Source organism: uncultured Polaribacter sp. (assembly GCF_947497695.1).
GTDB lineage: Bacteria > Bacteroidota > Bacteroidia > Flavobacteriales > Flavobacteriaceae > Polaribacter.
Genome location: NZ_CANMHM010000002.1, coordinates 166,315 through 188,450 on the forward strand (window position 1 = coordinate 166,315; position 22,136 = coordinate 188,450).

General features: G+C 29.7%; 18 protein-coding genes. 15 read left to right on the forward strand and 3 right to left on the reverse strand.

The features are described 5' to 3' along the window. Positions 1–27: 27 nt before the first annotated feature. From Q0731_RS03025 to obgE, 9 genes are all read left to right on the forward strand, one after another. Entirely contained in the window at positions 28–750 is a 723-nt protein-coding gene (locus Q0731_RS03025; protein WP_299060355.1) for a glycosyltransferase, read from the forward strand. Continuing rightward, on the forward strand, positions 743–1,561 hold the full coding sequence (locus Q0731_RS03030) for a 2OG-Fe(II) oxygenase (RefSeq protein ID WP_299059684.1): 819 nt from the start codon (positions 743–745) through the stop codon (positions 1,559–1,561). The genes Q0731_RS03025 and Q0731_RS03030 overlap by 8 nt, the downstream gene beginning before the upstream one ends. A gap of 186 nt (positions 1,562–1,747) precedes the next feature. Next, on the forward strand, positions 1,748–1,939 hold the full coding sequence (locus Q0731_RS13190; RefSeq protein ID WP_366915395.1) for a hypothetical protein: 192 nt from the start codon (positions 1,748–1,750) through the stop codon (positions 1,937–1,939). Positions 1,940–2,330: 391 nt separating this feature from the next. Next, positions 2,331–3,257 carry a malate dehydrogenase gene (mdh, locus tag Q0731_RS03035; protein WP_299059687.1) on the forward strand — a complete coding sequence of 309 codons (927 nt, stop codon included), beginning with the start codon at positions 2,331–2,333 and terminating at the stop codon, positions 3,255–3,257. Between the two features lie 148 nt (positions 3,258–3,405). Next, positions 3,406–5,517, forward strand: a complete 2,112-nt coding sequence (gene recQ, locus Q0731_RS03040; RefSeq protein ID WP_299059690.1) for a DNA helicase RecQ — start codon at positions 3,406–3,408, stop codon at positions 5,515–5,517. Positions 5,518–5,610: 93 nt separating this feature from the next. After that, positions 5,611–6,213, forward strand: coding sequence for a hypothetical protein (locus Q0731_RS03045; protein WP_299059693.1), 603 nt, complete (start codon positions 5,611–5,613; stop codon positions 6,211–6,213). 153 nt (positions 6,214–6,366) lie between these two features. After that, positions 6,367–9,342: a protein translocase subunit SecDF gene (gene secDF / locus Q0731_RS03050; protein ID WP_299059695.1), complete on the forward strand. Its 2,976-nt coding sequence runs from the start codon at positions 6,367–6,369 to the stop codon at positions 9,340–9,342. A gap of 109 nt (positions 9,343–9,451) precedes the next feature. Continuing rightward, positions 9,452–10,570, forward strand: coding sequence for an adenylate kinase (locus Q0731_RS03055; RefSeq protein ID WP_299059697.1), 1,119 nt, complete (start codon positions 9,452–9,454; stop codon positions 10,568–10,570). 149 nt (positions 10,571–10,719) lie between these two features. Further along, positions 10,720–11,709 (forward strand): GTPase ObgE, encoded by a 990-nt coding sequence (obgE, locus tag Q0731_RS03060; RefSeq protein WP_299059700.1) that lies wholly within the window; start codon positions 10,720–10,722, stop codon positions 11,707–11,709. 225 nt (positions 11,710–11,934) lie between these two features. On the opposite strand, the gene Q0731_RS03065 is transcribed toward obgE, so the two are convergent. Both Q0731_RS03065 and Q0731_RS03070 read right to left on the reverse strand, forming a co-directional pair. Then, a complete protein-coding gene (locus Q0731_RS03065) occupies positions 11,935–12,408 on the reverse strand; it encodes a hypothetical protein (RefSeq protein WP_299059704.1) in 474 nt (157 codons plus the stop codon). Between the two features lie 37 nt (positions 12,409–12,445). Beyond that, the gene (locus Q0731_RS03070; RefSeq protein ID WP_299059706.1) at positions 12,446–12,922 is read right to left on the reverse strand and encodes a hypothetical protein; all 477 of its coding nucleotides are present in this window, start codon (positions 12,920–12,922) and stop codon (positions 12,446–12,448) included. 137 nt (positions 12,923–13,059) lie between these two features. Between Q0731_RS03070 and Q0731_RS03075 the strand changes: the two genes are divergently transcribed. From Q0731_RS03075 to pulA, 6 genes are all read left to right on the forward strand, one after another. Next, entirely contained in the window at positions 13,060–13,563 is a 504-nt protein-coding gene (locus Q0731_RS03075; RefSeq protein WP_299059708.1) for a DUF456 domain-containing protein, read from the forward strand. A 454-nt stretch (positions 13,564–14,017) separates the two neighbouring features. Then, complete coding sequence (gene lysS, locus Q0731_RS03080) at positions 14,018–15,712, forward strand: lysine--tRNA ligase (protein WP_299059711.1); 1,695 nt, start codon at positions 14,018–14,020, stop codon at positions 15,710–15,712. 166 nt (positions 15,713–15,878) lie between these two features. Further along, positions 15,879–16,370: an antitoxin Xre/MbcA/ParS toxin-binding domain-containing protein gene (locus Q0731_RS03085; protein ID WP_299059715.1), complete on the forward strand. Its 492-nt coding sequence runs from the start codon at positions 15,879–15,881 to the stop codon at positions 16,368–16,370. After that, positions 16,370–16,831: an RES family NAD+ phosphorylase gene (locus tag Q0731_RS03090; RefSeq protein ID WP_299059718.1), complete on the forward strand. Its 462-nt coding sequence runs from the start codon at positions 16,370–16,372 to the stop codon at positions 16,829–16,831. Before Q0731_RS03085 ends, Q0731_RS03090 begins: the two co-directional genes overlap by 1 nt. Before the next feature lie 13 nt (positions 16,832–16,844). Next, the gene (locus tag Q0731_RS03095; RefSeq protein WP_299059720.1) at positions 16,845–17,762 is read left to right on the forward strand and encodes a glutaminase; all 918 of its coding nucleotides are present in this window, start codon (positions 16,845–16,847) and stop codon (positions 17,760–17,762) included. A gap of 49 nt (positions 17,763–17,811) precedes the next feature. Then, the gene (gene pulA / locus Q0731_RS03100; RefSeq protein WP_299059722.1) at positions 17,812–19,746 is read left to right on the forward strand and encodes a type I pullulanase; all 1,935 of its coding nucleotides are present in this window, start codon (positions 17,812–17,814) and stop codon (positions 19,744–19,746) included. 137 nt (positions 19,747–19,883) lie between these two features. On the opposite strand, the gene katG is transcribed toward pulA, so the two are convergent. Continuing rightward, positions 19,884–22,064: a catalase/peroxidase HPI gene (gene katG / locus Q0731_RS03105; RefSeq protein ID WP_299059724.1), complete on the reverse strand. Its 2,181-nt coding sequence runs from the start codon at positions 22,062–22,064 to the stop codon at positions 19,884–19,886. Positions 22,065–22,136: the final 72 nt, after the last annotated feature.

Below are 22,136 nucleotides of genomic sequence, written 5' to 3' on the forward strand. Positions count from 1 at the left end.
CTTATCAACCCTAAAATATCCATAATAATTCCTGTTTTAAATAATCTTGATGGATTAAAAAAAACAATACAGAGCATTCAAAACCAAACTCTAAAAGATTTTGAAGTTTGGATAATTGATGGAGCTTCTAAAATTGAAACGCAAAAATATTTAGAAACACTCTCTACCCCTTTTTTCTATAATTCAGAAAAAGACAAAGGTATTTATGATGCCATGAATAAAGGCATTTTAAAATCTAAAGGAAATTGGTTGTATTTTATAGGAAGTGGAGATGTTTTAGAAAACAAAACAGTTTTAGAAGATGTCTTTTCAAAATCTTATGCAAACGATATCTCACTAATTTCTGGAAGCATTATTTATCAAGGAGAAACAGTGCCTTTTATCTACAGTAAAATTAAAAAAATAAAAAAACCTTCTTGGAATTTGTTTATGTGGATTAGAAATGGCTTACATCACCAAGGTACGTTTTACAAAAGAGATTTATTTGCACAAACCAACTATAGTCTTAAATATCCTGTATTTTCAGATTATTGGTTTAATATATTACTTTACAAAAAGAATAGAAAATGCATCATAAAAAATATTTTAATTGCTAAATGCAACTCAGAAGGGGTTTCTAAAATTGGCAATTGGAGTTGTTACAAAGAAGAAATTAAAATCAAAACAGCTCTTACATCTTTCCTTTTATTCCCTTTATTTTTTATCTTAGCATTCATTAAATATTTTTCTAGACAAATTATAAATGGTTAAAACAAGGCATGAAATATCATTATTAATAGCTGAAAAGTTATTATCTCAAAAAGAAGATTTAAAAAAACAATTTTCTGAGAGTAAAAATGAGATTGGTTATTTTTATATTGATAATTTATTACCTGAAGAACTTTGTCTTAAAATTTACGAGAATTTTCCGAAATTATCTGAAGCTGAATTAAGAAAAGATTTTAGAGAATATAAATATATTGCTTATCAAATGAATAAATATCATGCTCTTTTAGAAGAGGTTATTTATGCATTTCAAGAAGACAATGTAGTTAAATTGGTATCAGAAATATGTGATATTAACCAAGCACTACCAGACAAAAACCTTTATGCTGGTGGCCTCTCATTAATGAGTAAGGATAATTATTTAAGCACACATTTAGATAACTCACATGACAAAGACAGAAATTTATGGCGTATTTTAAATCTGCTTTATTATGTTGCTCCAGACTGGACTTTAGAAAACGGTGGTAATTTAGAACTGTGGAACAAAGGTTTAAAAAATGATCCAAAGACAATTATTAGTAAATTTAATAGACTGGCTGTAATGGCTACTCACCAAAATTCTTGGCATTCTGTAAATAAGGTAACTACTGATAAAATTAGATGTTGTGTTTCTAATTACTATTTTTCTGAAACACCTTTATTAGAAGAAGATCGTTTTCATGTGACCACTTTTAGAGGACGCAAATCTGGAGGACTTAAAGATTTATTGTTAAAATTTGACAATTCTCTACGTTCTAGTGTTCGTAAAGTTTTTAAACAAGGAATTAGAGAAAATCCTCACAAATATCAAAAATAAATTTAGACATCATTATTTACTCTAAAATATTTAATTTTATAAAAATTTGCTATTCTTAATTTCACAATTAAAACACCTTTTTTTTTACAAATCTTATTTTATTAATAAAAAATTCTCTATCAGTCATATATTTATGTATATTTACAGATATTCAATAATTAACCAAACCAAACTAATTCAAATAAAATGTGTAAATGTCCTTCATGCTCATCAGGTCTAAGCAGAAGATTAGTTAGAACATTCTTCTTAAAATTAATACCTAAAGCAAAATTATACAAATGCCATAAGTGTAAAACTAAATTTATAAACATTCCTTATCTTTTTACATCAATAAAGCTAAAGAGTGGTCATATACAAGAGTTTTGTAGTACCGAGTAAAACATCTTTTTAAACAATAACAATACTAGCAATCTCTTTCTATTAAAATAATTCATTTTCTACAAATACTAAAATTCGTTTTGGTATTTGTAGAAATAGTTTTTTTTAAAAAATTTATAAAGAACAAAACCTATACTCTTTATTTTTTTAAACAATGTTATTATAATTAATTTCTTCTCCAAAAAAACTACCATTAAAAGTTAATTGTTATATAATCCCTGTTGTTAAACAACTAATAAAATCAACTCTCAAACTTTTTTATATAGAAGAAAATAAGTGAGAAAAAAGCACTAACTATCTAATATATTTTTAGACAATTAAAGGCAATTCTGATGATATTTTTGTACTTTTGCTGACTTAATATTTCGAATATAATCTTAAAAATAAAAATATGAAAGTTACAGTAGTTGGAGCTGGTGCAGTAGGTGCAAGTTGTGCAGAATATATTGCCATTAAAGATTTTGCTTCTGAAGTAGTTATTTTAGACATTAAAGAGGGTTTTGCAGAAGGTAAAGCAATGGATTTAATGCAAACTGCTTCTTTAAATAGTTTTGATACCAAAATTACAGGTAGTACAAATGATTATGCTAAAACAGCAAATTCTGATGTTTGTGTAATTACATCTGGTATACCAAGAAAACCAGGTATGACTCGTGAAGAGTTAATTGGTATAAATGCAGGAATTGTAAAAACAGTTTCAGCTAATTTAATAGAGCAATCTCCAAACACAATTATCATCGTAGTTTCTAACCCAATGGATACTATGACTTATTTAGTTCATAAAACAACTGGATTGGCTAAAAACAAAATTATTGGAATGGGTGGAGCTTTAGATTCTGCACGTTTTAAATATCGTTTAGCTGAAGCTTTGGGTGCACCTATTTCTGATGTTGATGGAATGGTAATTGGAGGACATTCTGATAAAGGAATGGTTCCTTTAACAAGATTAGCTACTAGAAATTCAGTACCAGTTTCTGAATTTATTTCAGCAGAAAGATTAGAAAAGGTTGCTGCAGAAACTAAAGTTGGTGGTGCAACCTTAACTGGTTTATTAGGTACTTCTGCTTGGTACGCTCCTGGAGCTGCTGTAAGTGGAATGGTGCAAGCAATTGCTTGTGATACTAAAAAAATATTCCCTTGCTCTACTTTATTAGAAGGAGAATTTGGCTTGAGTGATTTATGTATTGGAGTTCCTGTTGTTTTAGGTAAAAACGGAATTGAAAGCATTGTAGAAATCAATTTAAATGACGCTGAAAAAGCTCATTTAGCAACCTCTGCAGAGGGTGTTAAAGCAACTAACGGTTTGTTAGAACTTTAGACTTTAGACTTTAGACTTTAGACTTTAGACAAAATTAAAAAATCCAACTCTTCTGAGTTGGATTTTTTCTTTTATAATAGATCAAGCTTAATTTGCAGACTTCTTGTAAAACATAAAAAATGTATGTTTGTAATTCAATTGCTAAAAAATGAAAAAACAACCTCATATCATCTTAAAAAATATTTTTGGTTATGATAATTTTCGTCCTTTACAAGAGCAAATTATCAACAGAACTATAGAAGGCAAAGATAGTTTTGTATTAATGCCAACTGGTGGAGGTAAATCTATGTGTTTTCAAATTCCTGCTCTTATTTTTGATGGAATTACAATAGTAGTTTCCCCTTTAATTTCGTTAATGAAAGATCAAGTACAGGCTTTAAAATCTAACGGAATAAAAGCAGATTTTTTTAACAGTTCTATTTCTACAAAAGAAGAAAACGAAGTAATTACCAAAGCAATAAATGGCGATTTACAACTGCTTTATTTATCACCAGAAAAATTAATATCAGTAAGCAATACTTGGTTAAAACAACTCAATATAAAATTAGTTGCTATTGATGAAGCTCATTGTGTAAGTATGTGGGGTCATGATTTTAGACCAGAATACACACAACTAAAAACATTTAGAAATTCTTTACCAAATGTGCCATTTATGGCATTAACTGCCACAGCAGATAAATCTGCCAGAAAAGATATTGAGACACAATTAGGTTTATCTAATTCAAAATTATTTATTTCTTCTTTTGATAGAAAAAACTTAAGCATAGAAGTTAGAGGCCAAGTTGCTAAAAAGAAAAAACTACAAGAAATTGTCAGTTTTATAAAACGAAGAAAAAACGAAAGTGGCATTATTTATTGTTTAAGCAGAAAAAATACAGAAGAAGTTGCTAGCTTTTTAAAAGCTGATGGACATTCTGTTGCTTTTTATCATGCAGGAATGACTTTTGATGAAAGAGAACAAACACAAACCGATTTTATAAATGATGATCTAAAAATTGTAGTAGCTACGATTGCATTTGGAATGGGCATTGACAAATCGAATGTGCGTTTTGTAATTCATTATAATTTACCAAAAAACTTAGAGGGGTATTACCAAGAAATAGGACGTGCAGGAAGAGATGGTTTGCCTTCAGAAACAGTACTCTATTATAATATGAGAGATTTTGTTTTGTATAGCCAATTTGCAGATGATGGTGCAAATACAGCAATGCAAAAAGAAAAACTGAACAGAATGTTACAGTTTGCAGAGGCAAAATCTTGCAGAAGAAAAATATTATTATCTTACTTTGGCGAGCATCTTACAGAAAACTGTGGTAATTGTGATGTTTGTGAAAACCCGCCTAAAGATTTTGATGGCACCATTTTATCTCAAAAAGCACTTTCTGGAATTGCTAGAATGAAAGAAAAAGACGGAATTACAATGCTGATTAACGTTTTAAGAGGCAGTAATAATGCAGACATTCACTCCAAACAATACTTTACTCTAAAAACTTATGGAATAGGAAAAGACGTATCATTTTTTGATTGGCGAGATTATGTAATACAAATGGCAAACCAAGGTTTGATTGAAATTATGTATGCAGAAAGCTCTGCTTTAAAAATAACGCCCATTGGTTGGCAAGTTTTAAAAGGCGAAAAAACGATACGCTTAACAACTCCTATTGCTGCTGCTGATAAAAAGAAAGCTCAAAAAACCTTAAAAATAGCCACAGAAGGTGAAGTAAATAAAGATTTATTTACAGAACTTAAAAAAATAAGATTGGCAATTGCTAAAGAAGAAAACATGCCTGCATACATTGTTTTTAGTGATAAGTCTTTAAAATTGATGGCAAGTGAATTGCCAACAACAGAAAACGAATTTTTAGCTATTTCTGGAGTTGGAATGAACAAAATGGAAAAATATGGCGAAGAATTTATGAGCGTAATTCGTCCGTTTAAAAATGTTGCAAAACCCAGAAAAACACCCACTACAATAAAAACGTATAACTTATACAAAGAAGGATTAAATCCGAAGGAAATCTCTGAAAATAGAGGCCTTTCTATAACCACCATTTTTTCTCACTTGTCTCAATTATATATGGAAGGTAAAAAAGTCGATTTAGAAAAATTAGTAGCCAAAGAAGTGGTTGATAAAGTTAGAGTTGTTTTTAATGAATTTGATAGAAAAATTGAATTGAAACCAATTTATGAAAAATTAAACGAACAAGTTTCTTACGGGGAAATTAGACTCAGTATTACATTGATTTTAAAAAATGAATAAAATTATATGAAATGTAATCACTAAATTTTAACATCAAAAAAATCGAATTAAATATTTAATAATTTTTACGCATTCTTTTTATATATTTGGCAAATGAAGTTAAAATGGTACATCAGTACTTTATTTTTAATAGGTATTCTGTTTGGAGCATTTCAAGATCAGGTTGTAGCACCTAATCAAGAAATTATTCTAAATTTTGTTGATGCTAAAATTAATAAAAAAGACATTGAAAACACCATTGCAGATGTAAAAGAAAAATTACTAAACGCTGGTGTTTCTAATATTCAAATCAAAAAAACTCAAAACAGTACTTTAAAAATTGCCTATTACAGTACTTTTGATGTTGAAAATATTAAAGAACTACTTACACAAAAAAGTAAATTAGCCTTAAATAAAAATTCTAGTAAAAAAGAAAAAAACAAGCTTAGTTCTAATTACAATTTTGACATTCACGAATTAACAAACAAAATTGATATTTCAAACTCAGACTACAAATATGTGTTTGAAATTAAATATAATTCAGACAGGTTTACAACAAATAATTACTCTGCATTTCTTAAAAAATTAGATTTTAACAAAGCAAACCAACTTTTTAAAACTTCTTTTAAAATACACAAAAACAGTCCTTTTACAAAGGATAGAACTTCCTACAAAGAACCTGAAGTTAGAGCAGGACCTCAAAATTATTATAGTTAAAATATATAGACATCTATTTTTCTATAATCAATTTAATTTCAAGAGTTTAAAACTCATCAGAACAAAAAAAACAATCAATAAAAAATAATTGTCAGATTTTACGAGAAACAATATATTTGCTCGTTTTAAAAAAAATGACAAAAAAAATATAAGATGCAAAACAAAGGACTTATTAAAGTATTCGCTATCCTTTTTGGATTAGTGAGTTTATATCAATTATCATTTACATTTTTAGCAACTAAAGTTGAAGATGATGCTGTAAATTATGCAGCAATTAAAGGTGTTGATTCAGATGCAAGACAAAGAGCTAATTTTGAAAGAAAGTATTTAGACAGTGTTGCTAACAAAAACATCATCGATTTAGGAGTAACAGAATACAGCTATAATGATGTTAAAGACAAAGAAATGAATCTTGGTCTTGATTTAAAAGGTGGTATTAATGCTATTTTACAAGTTTCTGTAAAAGAAGTATTAAAAAGTTTATCAAACGATTCTAAAAACGAAGTATTTAACCAAGCATTAGCTGCTGCAGATGAAGCTCAAAAAAGTGACAATGCAAATTACTTAGACTTATTCTTTGAAGAATTTGAAAAAATTGCTGGAGACACAAAATTAAGCGACCCTTCTATATTTGGTACAAAAGCTTTAAGTGAAAAAATTACTTTTAACGAGGCAAATTCAAGTGTTAAAGAAACTTTACAAGAAGAAATTAACAGTTCTATCGGTACTGCTTTTGAAGTATTAAGAAGTAGAATTGATAAATTTGGTGTTACACAACCTAACATTCAAAGAATTGGAAACTCTGGTAGAATTCAAATTGAATTACCAGGAGCTAAAGATATTGAGCGTGTTACTAGGTTAATTACTAGTAAAGCAGAATTACAATTTTGGGAAGTACATACAAATGCAGAAGTACAAAACTACTTTTTCTCTGCAAATGCTAAAGTTGCAGAATTATTGAAAGATACTTCTGTAATAGAAAAAGCTATAGATTCTACTAAAAAAGATGATATTGATGATTTATTAGGAGAAACAGTAGATTCTACAAGTGTAGCACAAAAAAATCTATTTTCTTATTTATTTCCAAATGTTGCTCAAAATCAACAACAAACAAGTTCTTTAGTAGGACAAGCTAGAGTTTTAGATACAGCTACTGTAAACGATTTATTAAACAGAAAAGAAGTAAAAGCATTATTACCTAACGAACTTAAATATGTAAAGTTTTTATGGGATTATAAAGCAAACGAAGGAACTGATGGTACAGAACTAATTGGTTTATATGCTATTAAAGGTAGTAGAAGTGGAAAAGCTACTATTGAAGGAGATGTTATTTTAGACGCTGCTCAAGTGTTTAGCCAAATGAATAAACCAGAAGTTAGCATGACAATGAATAGCTCTGGTACAAAACAATGGGCTAAAATGACTACCGATAATCAAGGAAAGTTTGTTGCTGTAGTTTTAGATAATTATGTATATACTGCTCCTTCTGTAAATACACCAATAACAGGTGGTAGAACTTCTATCTCTGGTGGAACCATGACTATTTCTGAAGCAGAAGATATTGCAACAGTATTAAAAGCGGGTAAATTACCTGCAGCTGCAAGAATAATTCAGGCAGAAGTTGTTGGACCATCTTTAGGACAAGAAGCAATTGACGCAAGTTTCCTTTCTTTTGGATTGGCAATTCTATTAGTTTTACTTTGGATGATTTTATATTATGGTAAAGCTGGTATTTATGCAGATGTTGCCTTAGTGGTAAACATCTTATTTATATTCGGAATTCTAGCCTCTTTTAACGCTGTGTTAACATTGCCTGGTATTGCAGGTATTATTTTAACTATTGGTATGTCTGTTGATGCAAACGTAATTATCTTCGAAAGAATTAAAGAAGGTTTAGGTTTAAAGAAAGGATTAAAGCAATCTGTTGAAGAAGGATTCTCTGTAAAAGGAGCATTATCTGCAATTATTGATGCAAATATTACAACACTTTTAACAGGTATTATTTTATATGTTTTTGGAACAGGACCAATTAAAGGTTTTGCATTAACATTAATGATTGGTATTGCTACTTCATTATTTACAGCAGTATTTATTACGCGTTTATTAATAGACAGCTCAGTAAACAAAGGTTCTAACTTAACATTTAATACTTCTATTTCTAAAGGATGGTTTCAAAATATCAATATAGCCTTCTTAAAGAAACGTAAAATTGCTTACGTAATTTCTGGTGCAATTATTATTGCAGGTATTATTTCAATTTTCTCTATCGGATTAAAACAAGGTGTAGATTTTAAAGGAGGTCGTTCTTATGTAGTTCGTTTTGACCAAGCAATGAGTGCTACAGATGTTGCAAGTACTTTAAAAGATGCTTTTGGTTCAGCTCCAGAAGTAAAAACCTATGGTTCTAATAATCAATTAAAAATTACAACGGTTTATAAAATTGATGAAGAAGGACAAGAAGTAGATGAACAAGTACAAAGTACCTTATTTAAAGGGTTAAAATCTTATTTAGGTACAACTTCTTACGAAAACTTTAAACCAGGTTTTGAAAAAGCAGGTGCAGGAGTAATGAGTTATATGAAAGTAGAACCTACAATTGCAGATGATATTAAAACATCAGCATTGTATGCCGTTTTTGGATCTTTATTAATTGTTTTCTTATACATATTATTACGTTTTAGAAAAGTTTCTTTCTCTATTGGTGCTGTAGTTGCAGTTTTCCATGACGTATTAATTGTATTAGGTATTTTCTCTATATTACAAAACATAATGCCTTTTGATATGGAAATAGGTCAATCTTTTATAGCAGCAATTCTAACTGTAGTTGGTTACTCATTAAATGATACCGTAGTAATTTTTGATAGAATTAGAGAGTTTGCTGGTTCACACCCAAATTGGAAATATAGCGAAGTTGTAGACAAGGCATTAAGCTCAACTTTAGGTAGAACTATTAATACCTCTTTAACTACCTTATTAGTTATGGTAATTATTTTCTTATTTGGAGGAGATTCAATTAAAGGATTTATGTTTGCATTAATTATTGGTGTAGCAGTAGGTACATATTCATCATTATTTGTGGCAACACCTGTAATGTTTGATACTTCTAAAAAAGAAGAAAAGAACAAATAAGTTTCTTTAAACATATATAAAAATCCGTTTTCTTATGTGATACTGAAATAAGTACAGCACAAGAAAACGGTTTTTTCATTAAACAAATAGCTATTATATTTGCATTTAAATGAGTATTATAAAACTTCAAGACCTCTATTTTAAACCTTACATCAATAAAGAGGAAATTGCTTTAATCGTAAAACATTTAGCAATACAAGTAAAAGCTGAACTTCCTAAAGATGAAATACCTATTTTTGTGGGTATTTTAAATGGATGTTTTTTATTCGCTGCAGATTTTATAAGAGAATTTAATGGGAATTGTGAGGTTTCCTTTGTAAAACTAGCTTCTTATAATGGCACATCATCCATAGAAAACGTAAAACAGTTAGTAGGTATTAATGAAGATTTAACAAATAGAACTATAATTATATTAGAAGATATTATTGATACAGGAAACACACTTCAAGAAATTTACAATATCTTTAGACACAAAAATTTAAAACAATTAAAAGTTGCAACGTTATTTTTTAAACCAGACGTATTTAGAAAAGAACTACCAATCAATTATATCGGCAAAAGTATTGAAGATAAATTTATTGTTGGTTATGGACTGGATTATAATGGTTTAGGTAGAAATTACCCAGCAATATATCAATTATCAACAAAACCAAACATGAAAAACATTGTATTATTTGGCCCTCCAGGAGCAGGAAAAGGAACACAAGCAGAATTTTTAAAAGACATGTACAATTTAGTACATATTTCTACTGGAGATGTATTTCGCTTCAATATTAAAAACCAAACAGAACTTGGTTTATTAGCTAAAAAGTATATGGATGAAGGAAATCTAGTTCCTGATCAAGTTACTATTAATATGCTAAAAGCAGAAGTTGAAAAAAATGCAGATGCCAATGGATTTATTTTTGATGGTTTTCCAAGAACTAAATCTCAAGCTGAAGCTTTAGATGCTTTTTTAGCTGAAAAAGGAGAACAAATTAATGGAATGATCGCTTTAGAAGTTGCTGAAGATGAATTAAAAATTCGTTTAGCTGAAAGAGCAAAAACAAGCGGTAGACCAGATGATGCAGACCCTGCAATTATTCAAAATAGAATTAACACTTATAATCTAGAAACTGCACCTGTAAAAGTTTTTTATGAAAAGCAAAACAAATATAGTGGTGTTAATGGTGTAGGTTCTATTAAAGATATTACACAAAGAATTGCCAAAGTATTTAATACACTTTAAAATTTGTAATTGTTTAAACAAACACGAGCTGTTACACATTCCAACAATTACACAATTACGCAACAAAAATGACTGAAGGTTTGAAATTAAAAGGAGAACAGCCATTGGCTATTAGGTATTTTAAAGCAAATCTCTAAATTAAAAAAACAATGACTGAGGGTAACTTCGTAGACTACATAAAAATATACGCATCTTCTGGTAAAGGAGGACAAGGTTCCATGCATTTGCATAGAGAGAAATTTATTACCAAAGGTGGACCTGATGGAGGTGATGGAGGTCGTGGAGGACATATTATTTTACGTGGTGATAAAAATATGTGGACCCTTTTTCACTTAAAATTTAAACGTCATTTTAGAGCAGAAAGTGGTGGTGGAGGAAGTGCAAGTAGATCTTCTGGTGCTGATGCTCAAGATATTTATATTGATGTACCTCTTGGAACTATTATTAAAGATGCAGATACTGATGAAGTAATTGTAGAAATTACAGAACACCAAAAAGAAGTAATTTTATTGAGAGGTGGAAAAGGTGGACTTGGAAACTGGAATTTTAAATCGTCTACAAACCAAACTCCAAGATATGCACAACCAGGAATGGATGGTGCTGATGGTTGGTTTAGAATGGAACTAAAATTATTAGCAGATGTTGGCTTGGTTGGTTTCCCTAATGCAGGAAAATCTACTTTATTATCAGTTTTAACAGCTGCAAAACCTAAAATTGCAGATTATGCTTTTACAACCTTAAAACCAAATTTAGGGATTGTTGAGCACAGAAATCATCAAACATTTGTAATTGCAGATATTCCTGGAATAATAGAAGGTGCTGCTGAAGGGAAAGGTTTAGGACATCGCTTTTTACGTCATATTGAACGTAATTCTGCTTTATTATTCTTAGTTCCTGCAGACTCTGATGATATTAACAAAGAATATGAAATTTTATTAAATGAATTGAAGAAACACAACCCAGAATTGTTAGATAAAGATCGATTATTGGCTATTTCTAAAACAGATATGTTAGATGATGAGTTACAAGCTGAAATTAAAGCAGAATTACCTAAAGGTATAGATGCAATATTTATATCTTCTGTTGCTCAAAAAGGCTTACAAGAATTAAAAGATAAACTTTGGGCAATGTTAAATTAAGCAACTCAGTTGCTTAATTTAGATTTCTCTTTGTAAAATATAACAAAAACAAGCTGAAATACTAATAAACCATCCCTTTTGTCATTTCGACCAAAGGGAGAAATCACATAAAGTTTATTCTTTTGGTTTCAAAATTATGAGGTTTCTACTCACTTAGAAATGATACAATACATATCTATTCTTACTTAAAAACTCTCAAACATATTCTGTTTAGGAGTTTTATGATTATAACTGAATTAAAATTGGCAATCTATATTTTGTAGTAACAGGAATGCCTCTTTTGTTAGCTGGAGTTATATTGGGCAAATTATCTACACTAGCTTTTAACAAACTTTCTAATTCTGGTAATTCGTTTTTTATTTTTTCTGATGATTGAATCGCTGCCAAACTAAATACTCCTTTAGCATTTATAATGACATCTACATAAACAATCTCGTTAATAGAATCTTTAATAGTTAACGTGTAATTTTGTAGCTCCTCTCCTATTTTTTGATGAATTGTTTTTCTAAAACAAGCTGATTTCTCTTCATTATCAATTATTGAATCACAAGTATCAAATGACGGAAAAGTATCTACAGAAGAAAAATCTACAAGGGTATCTAATGCTTTATTTGTTGATGCGTTTTTTGTATTAGAAAATTTATCACACGAAGTGAAAAAAAGGAATACTGTTAAAAAAGAAAAAAGACGCAAAAACATACTTTTATTTATATCGTAAAATTACTAAATTATAAGATTAATTCTTTTTATTTTTTCTCCTAGCTTTTTTCTGAGCTTTTGTTTCCTCAACAAACATTGTAAAAGGAATAGAATACTTTACCCCTACTTTTTCTCCTTTCACTTCACCAGGTATCATTTGTGGAATTAAATGCATTACTCTTTTTACCTCTTCTTTTATTTTTTTATGTGGTGCTCTAACCAGTATATTCTTAACAGTCCCTTTGTGCGTAATTTTAAAACCAATAAAGACTCTATATTCTCCACCAGCAAGTCCAAGTTGATTAGCCAAATCAATATTAAAATTTTCTGAAAACAATTTTTGAATACTTTCATTAAAACATTGTTTTAACTTTTTATTACTACCCTTACAACCAGGAAAAACAGGTGCTTTTTCAATAACTATAAAAGAAACCTCTTTTTCATTTTTTATATCTTGTGAAAATGCAGAACTGGTTAAGAAAACAATAATAATAAATGAATAGACATATTTCATAAAAATCTTTTTTTTCAAAAATACGTCCTTTATTTATTTTTTTTACGCTTTGCAACAAACATTTAAATATTTGGGCTTGTTTAAGTTAAAAACTGGCTCGATTATTGAAATATAGATATTATAATTATAAAATTACTATGGATATATTTTTATTACTATTAGGCTTCGTTTTTGTTTGCTTAGGAATTATTGGCTCTTTTTTACCTGTTTTACCAGGACCTTTAACTAGTTGGATTGGTTTACTTTTATTACATACTACTAAAATTGTTCCGATGGATTGGACTTTTCTTGGAATTACTTTGGGTGTAGCTATTCTTATTATGATACTCGATTATCTTATTCCTGCAATGGGGACAAAACGTTTTGGTGGTACAAAATATGGCGTTTATGGCACTACCATTGGTCTAATTGTTGGTTTGCTCTCTCCTATTCCCTTTGGTATGTTGCTTGGTGCTTTCTTTGGAGCATTTATTGGAGAGTTAATCTACGATGGAAAAGATACAAACCGAGCTTTAAAAGCTTCTTTTGGAGCATTTCTTGGTTTTTTAGCTTCTGCAACCATTAAGTTTTCTATTGCTACTGTTTATTTTGTGTTGTTTGTTATTCAGTTTTGGGAGTTTAAAGATGTGTTTTTATTATAATTGCCTTTTCTTTTCCATTGATGAATACTGAATCAAGTTCAGAACAGGCTTCTCCAAAAATCTAGACTGATTTTAGTTTTCAATAAACCTACAAACAAGTTTAGCCCAGATTGAACGGTCTGTTTGAGCTCTTTTTTATGCTTTTTCTGCATAAAAAAAGCGAGTAGTGAAAGCTGGAAATAGCTTCAAAAAAAACTTTTTATAAAATTTAGAGTATAAAAAAAGCGTCCCATTTAAGGGAAGCTTTCCATTGGCTAACAAAACCATGACGCTTTTTCGAAAACGCCAAAACAACACAACGATGCTACTCTAACAAAAAGTAGCATTCAAATATACGATGTTTTTAAAAATCGGCAAGTGAAGTTGTTATTTTAATTTTATTCCTAATTGTCTATTAATTCTAAGCATTGTATCTTTGCAGCCTTTAATATTTACCAGAAAACATAGATAAAAAATGCAATTATCAGAACAAGAAGTTGTACGTAGAGAAAAGCTTGTAAAATTACGTGCTTTAGGGATCAATCCTTATCCAGCAGATTTATTTCCTGTAGATTCTAATTCTAAAGAAATTAAAGAGGATTTTGAAGAAGGTAAAGAGGTTGTGATTGCAGGTCGTTTAATGGTTATTAATATTCAAGGAAAAGCTTCTTTTGGTCAATTACAAGATGGTGAAGGCAGAATTCAGTTGTATTTTAACAGAGATGAAATTTGCTTAGGAGAAGACAAATCTTTATACAATAACGTATTTAAAAAATTATTAGATTTAGGTGATTTTATAGGGATTACTGGTACACTTTTTACAACTAAAGTTGGTGAAAAAACAGTGATGGTAAAAGATTTTAAGATGCTTTCTAAATCTTTAAAACCTTTACCAATTCCTAAAGTAAAAGATGGGGTTACTTATGATGCTTTTACAGACCCAGAATTACGTTACAGACAACGTTATGCAGATTTAGTAGTAAACCCACATGTAAAAGAAGTGTTTGTAAAAAGAACCAAATTGTTTAATGCAATGCGTTCTTTTTTCAACGAATCTGGTTATTTTGAGGTTGAAACTCCGGTTTTACAACCAATTCCTGGAGGTGCAGCAGCAAGACCTTTTATAACACATCACAATTCTTTAGACATTCCATTATATATGAGAATTGCCAATGAATTATACTTAAAAAGGCTAATTGTTGGTGGTTTTGATGGTGTGTATGAGTTTTCTAAAAACTTTAGAAATGAAGGAATGGATAGAACGCATAATCCTGAATTTACAGCCATGGAAATTTATGTTTCTTACAAAGATTACAATTGGATGATGGATTTTGCAGAGCAACTTTTAGAACATTGTGCCATTGCTGTAAATGGAACATCTGAAGCTGTTTTTGGCGAACATAAAATAGATTTTAAAGCTCCTTATGCAAGAGTTACAATGGCAGATTCTATTAAACATTTTACTGGTTTTGATATTACTGGTAAAACGGAAGATGAAATTAGAGAGGCTGCAAAATCTATGGATATTTCTGTGGATGAAACCATGGGAAAAGGAAAGTTAATTGATGAAATTTTTGGCGAAAAATGTGAAGGAAATTATATTCAGCCAACTTTTATTACAGATTATCCTAAAGAAATGAGTCCGCTTTGTAAAGAACATAGAGACAACCCAGAGTTAACAGAACGATTTGAATTAATGGTTTGTGGTAAAGAAATTGCCAATGCATATTCTGAGTTAAATGACCCAATTGACCAACGTGAACGTTTTGAACATCAACTAAAATTAGCTCAAAAAGGAGATGATGAAGCGACTGAATTTATTGATGAAGATTTTTTACGTGCTTTAGAGTATGGGATGCCTCCAACCTCTGGAATGGGAATTGGAATGGATAGATTGATTATGTTTTTAACCAACAATCAATCCATACAAGAAGTTTTATTTTTCCCTCAAATGAGACCAGAGAAAAAAGCACCTTCTATTGAATTAAATGATGAAGAAAAAGCTGTTTTGGCAATAATTACCAAAGCAGAAAAAATAGATTTGAACGATTTAAAAACACAATCTGGTTTGTCTAACAAAAAATGGGACAAAACCATTAAAGGATTAACAAAAAAAGAAGTTGCCAAAGTTTCTAAAACAGAGGAAGGATTGTTTGTAGAGACTTTGTAAAAAATAGCTGATTCTGAATTTAATTCAAGATCTTATCATATTAAAAGGAATTACATCGCTGTAATTCCTTTTTTTTGTTCCAATTAGTTTAAACTTTAAAAAAATATAAAAAAAAAGTTAACAACAAAGACAAAAGTCGTATATTTGAAGTCAAATGTACTTATCCATGACTTATAAAGAAAACAACACAGATAATTTTGTAAATGAAGCATTTAGTGGTTACATAACTAATGCTCCCTTTAATTTAAATTCAGAAAAAATAAGTTTCTCAAGTTTTTTTGAAAACAAAATGCTAATTATTCAAGTTATTAAAAGAGGTTTGCCTTATAAATTGTTTAATATTATTAAAAATATGATTCCTTTTACAGAAGAAGATTGGGCAAACTATTTAAATATTTCTACAAAATCTTTACAAAGATATAGCAACGATAAAAACTTTATTTTTAAGCCAATTCACACAGAAAAAATAATTGAAATTGCAGAAGTTAATAATTTAGGAAAACAAGTTTTTGATACCAAAGAGCAATTTTATTTATGGTTAAAAACACCTTCTTATGCATTAAACAACTTAAAACCCGCAGAACTTTTAAAAGATTCTTATGGTAAAGAGCTCGTTTTAGAAGAGCTTAACAGAATAGAACATGGTGTTTTTGCCTAATGAAAATCTATAGACTTTCTAAACAAAAATACGCCAACTCATTTAACGGAAAAGGTGCTGCAAAATCTAATAATAGATGGAACTCTAAAGGAACAGAAGTTATTTACACAGCAGAAAGTAGAGCTTTGGCAATGGCAGAAGTTGCAGTACATTTAACTATTGCTACCTTACCAAAAGATTACGTAATGATTACTATTGATGTACCAAGCAGTGTTTCTATCCAAAAATTAAAGGTAAAAAAACTATCTAAAAACTGGAGCAACAATCCTTCTGTTTCTGAAACAAAAAAAATTGGAGACAACTTTATAAATGCTATGGAATCTTGTATTTTAAAAGTACCTTCTGCAGTTGTACAAGGAGACTTTAATTACCTTATAAATCCTTATCATAAAGACTTTAAAAAAATTAAAATTATTGAAATAACTCATTTTCCTTTTGATAAAAGAATGATATTTCAGTAACAATAAATTAGCAATGAAAAATTATCAAGAATTAATTGAAGACATTTACTTAGATCTAAAAAAAGTAGATGATATTGGTAAAGTAGCGAATTACATTCCTGAATTGGCATTAGTAGACCCAAACAACTTTGGAGCAAGTATTACAACAATTAACAATGAAAATTTTGGTGTGGGAGATTTTAGTAAAAAATTCTCTATACAAAGTGTTACAAAAATCCTTTCATTAACTTTAGCTTACAAACTAGAAGGAGAAAAACTTTGGGAAAGAGTTGATGTTGAACCTTCTGGAAAACCGTTTAATTCATTATTACAACTAGAAGCAGATTTTGGTAAACCTAGAAATCCTTTTATAAATGCTGGCGCAATCGTAGTTTGTGATGTTTTATTTAGCCACCTTAAAAATCCAAAAAAAGATTTTTTAAACTTTTGTAAAGAAATTTCTAATAACGATACTTTAAACTATAATAAGAAAATCGCTGATTCAGAAAAAAGTGCTGGTTTTAGAAATATAGCATTGTGTAACTTTATAAAATCTTTTGGAAACATTAAAAATAGTGTTGGTGAAGTATTGGATTTCTACTTTCATATCTGTTCTTTAGAAATGACTTGTAAAGAACTTTCTGAAATATTTTTATACCTAACAGAAGATCATTTTATAACTAAAAAAGGCAATACTGTTATAACAGAAAGCCAAACTAAAAGAATCAATGCAATTATGCTTACTTGTGGTTTTTATGATGAATCTGGGGAGTTTGCTTTTCGAGTTGGTTTACCTGGCAAAAGTGGTGTTGGAGGAGGGATTATAGCAATTCATCCTAATAAATATTGTATCGCAGTTTGGAGTCCTAAATTAAATAAAAAAGGAAATTCATACAAAGGGATGTTATTTTTAGAGAGATTTACATCTAAAACAACCTCTTCAATTTTCTAAAATTGTTTAAATTTTAAAAACAATTTAGCATTTTATTCATTCAATAATAATGAAACAAAATAGTGTAGATTCTTTTTCATTTGATGAATACCCTACAACAGATGAAAATTTGTGGTTATCCTATTCTAAAAAAGAAACTACTTTTAAAATTTGGTCTCCTAGAGCAAATGCTGTAAAACTAAACTTTTACAAAACAGGAAATAATACTGATATTTACAAGAAAACGACTCTAAATCATCAAAAAAACGGATTATGGACTAAAACTATTAAAGGAGATTTAAAAGGAATTTATTATACCTATCAAATATCTATTGATAATTATTGGTTAGCAGAAACTCCTGGGGTTTATGCAAAAGCAGTTGGTGTAAATGGCAACAGAGCAATGGTTTTAAATTTTGATGAAACCAATCCTGAAAATTGGAGTAATGATAATTTTATAACTTTAAAATCGCCAAATGATGCTATAATTTACGAATTGCACATTCGTGATTTTACTTTTCAAAAAGAAGCAAATTCTAAATTTGCTGGCAAATATCTGGGTTTGGTTGAAAAAGATACAAAAAGCAATCTAAATATTAATACTGCAATAAATCACATCAAAGAATTAGATATTACACACGTACATTTATTACCCTGTTTTGATTATTATTCTATTGATGAAAGCAATTTAGAAAAACCACAATATAATTGGGGATATGACCCACAAAACTACAATGTGCCAGAAGGTTCTTATGCTACAAATCCATTTGATGCTGCAATAAGAATTAAAGAGTTTAAAATGATGATTAAAGCATTTCACGATGCAAATATTGGTATTGTTTTAGATGTAGCTTACAATCACACTGGTAAAACTGAAAGCTCAAATTTTAATTTAGAAAACCCTAATTATTATTATCGTTTTGATGATAAAGGTAATTTTTCTGATGCTTCTGATTGTGGCAACGAAATAGCATCAGAAAGAAAAATGACACGTAAATTTATCGTTGAGTCTGTAAAATATTGGACTCAAGAATATCATATAGATGGTTTTCGTTTCGATTTAATGGGGATTCATGATATAGAAACCATGAATTTAATTGCTTCTGAAGTCAAAAAAATAAATAAAAACACACTCATTTATGGCGAAGGTTGGACAGCAAATAAATCTGTATTTCCAGAAAAAAAACGTGCATTAAAAAAATACACCACCAAAATGCCACAAATTGGTGTATTTTGTGATGAATTAAGAGACGGAATTAAAGGGAGTGTTTTTGATGCTAAAAATACTGGTTTTGTAAATGGAGCAAAAAATAGTGAGGAATCTGTAAAATTTGGAATTGTAGGTGCTATCAATCATCCTCAAATTGATTATCAAAAAGTAAATTACTCTAAAAAACCCTGGGCAAAAAAACCTTGGCAAGCAATTAATTATGTTTCTTGTCATGATAATCATACGTTATTTGATAAACTAAAAATATCAACACCCGATGCTTCTTTTAATGAAATCAAAGCAATGCACAAATTGGCAACTGCTATTGTTTTAACTTCACAAGGAACCCCTTTTTTACATGCTGGCTCAGAAATAATGCGAACCAAAAGAGGAGACGATAATTCTTACAAATCTTCAGATAAAATCAATCAAATAGATTGGAAGTTAAAAGTTGAAAATGCTGATATTTTTAGATACTATCAGAATTTAATAAAACTAAGAAAAAAGCATCCCGCATTTAGAATGCAAACTGCAATAGATGTTCAGAAAAACTTAGTCTTTGAAAAAACAGAAAATGAATTCATTTCTTATCAACTTAAAAATAATGCAAATAATGATTCCTGGAAAAATGTTTTAGTGGTTTATAATGCAAAAAATAAAACTGTAAATTACAAATTAGATAGAACATGGCAAATTGCAGTTTTTAATACTATTTTTGATTTTGATGGAAAAATAAGTATTTCTAATGCTATAAATATACCTTCAGTTTCGATGGTAATTTTATTTGAAGTATAATTTAGAGAAACATTAAACTGAAAATTTTCTAAAAGTTCACTGCTATTTTTTTGAACATTACAATCAACTAAAAATTATGGTATTATAAAAAAAGAGGCTTTTAAAAAAGCCTCTTATCATAATTAAAAATATGTTGTTTATAAATCAAAACGATCTAAATTCATTACTTTAGTCCAAGCTTTTACAAAATCGTTTACAAAAGTTTGCTCACCATCATTTGCAGCGTAAACTTCACTAACAGCTCTCAATTCTGTATTAGAAGCAAATATTAAATCTGCTCTAGAACCTACAAACTCTATTTTACCTGTTTTTCTGTTTTTTCCTTCAAAAATTTTATCTTCAGAAGATGTGGCTTTCCAAGTATACGTAAAGTCTAAAATATTGGTAAAGAAATCATTTGTTAAATGCCCAACATTATTTGTAAAAACACCATGTTTAGATTGATCATAATTAGCACCAAGAACTCTCATTCCACCAATTAAAGCAGTCATTTCTGGAATAGAAAGTGTTAGTAAATTTGCTTTATCAATTAATAAATCTTCCGCTGAAAGTTTTAAATCAGACTTTATAAAATTTCTAAATCCATCTGAAATTGGCTCTAAATAGCCAAAAGATTCTAAATCTGTATTTTCCTGCAAAGCATCTCCTCTTCCTTGAGAAAAAGGAACAGAAATGGTATAACCAGCGTTTTTAGCAGCTTGCTCAACAGCAGCAGAACCACCTAAAACAATTAAATCTGCAATAGAAACATCTCCACTAAAAGAAGCTTTAATTTCTTCGTATTTTGCTAATACTTTATTTAACTCATAAGGGTTATTTACTGCCCAACTTTTCTGAGGTTCTAAACGAATTCTACCTCCATTTGCGCCCCCTCTTTTGTCTGACCCTCTATAAGTAGATGCAGATGCCCAAGCAGTGGTAACTAATTGAGAAATTGATAACCCAGAATTTAAGATTTTATTTTTTAATGTAGAAATCTCAGCATCATTTAAAGAATAATTTACAGCAGGAATTGGATCTTGCCAAAGTAATTGTTCTTTAGGTACTTCTGGCCCTAAATATCTATTAACAGGTCCCATATCTCTATGAGTTAATTTGAACCATGCTTTAGCAAAAGCATCTTCAAAAGCCTTTTGATCTTTATGAAAACGTTTTGAAATTTCTAAATAAACAGGATCTACTTTTAAGGCCATATCTGCAGTAGACATCATAATGTCTTGAGTACCATTTGCATCACCAGCTTTTGGAGCTTTTCTAGCATTAGAAGCTTCAGTTGGTTTCCATTGGTGTGCACCTGCAGGACTTTTTGTTAACTCCCAATCGTAATTTAATAATACATCAAAATACTCATCATCCCATTTAGTTGGGCTTGGTGTCCAAGCACCTTCTAAACCACTCGTAATTGTATCATCTAAAACCCCAGTTTTAAAAGAATTTTTCCAACCAGTACTCATTTCTTCAATAGGAGCACCATGAGGTTCTTTGCCTACATACTTATCTGGATCTGCTGCACCGTGAGCTTTTCCAAAAGTATGTCCTCCAGCAACTAAAGCAACCGTTTCTTCATCGTTCATTGCCATTCTACCAAATGTAATTCTAATATCGTGAGCAGATTTAAGGGGATCAGGCTCTCCATTTGGACCTTCTGGGTTTACATAAATTAGTCCCATGTGAACAGCACCTAAGTGTCCTTCTAAATCACCATTATCAGTTTCATATCTCTTTTCGTTATCTAACCAACCTGTTTCACTACCCCAGTAAATATCTTGTTCTGGTTCCCAGATATCTTCTCTTCCTGCTGCAAAGCCAAAAGTTTTAAAACCCATAGACTCAAGAGCACAATTACCTGCTAAAATCATTAAATCTGCCCAAGAAATTTTATTTCCATATTTCTTTTTCACTGGCCAAAGTAACAAACGAGCTTTGTCTAAATTGCCATTATCTGGCCAACTATTTAAAGGTGCAAAACGTTGTGAACCACTTGCAGAACCTCCACGACCATCACCAACTCTATAAGTACCAGCACTATGCCAAGCCATACGAATCATAAAAGGGCCATAATGCCCATAATCTGCAGGCCACCAGTCTTGAGAGTCTGTCATTAAATTAATAACATCTTCTTTCAACTCTTTATAATTTAAGGAGCTAAAAGCTTCTGCATAGTTAAAATCTTTTCCCAAAGGATTAGATTTTATACCATTTTGTCTTAAAACATTTAACTTTAGTTCATTTGGCCACCAATCTCTATTACTTGTTCCTCTACCAGCAGTCTGTTTTTGAGTTCCTCCCATAAAAGGGCATTTATTTATATCTGACATATTTATGAATATTGTTTTAGGTTATTTCCCAAAGTTAAACAATTATTTTAATAACTAATTATTTTATAATTG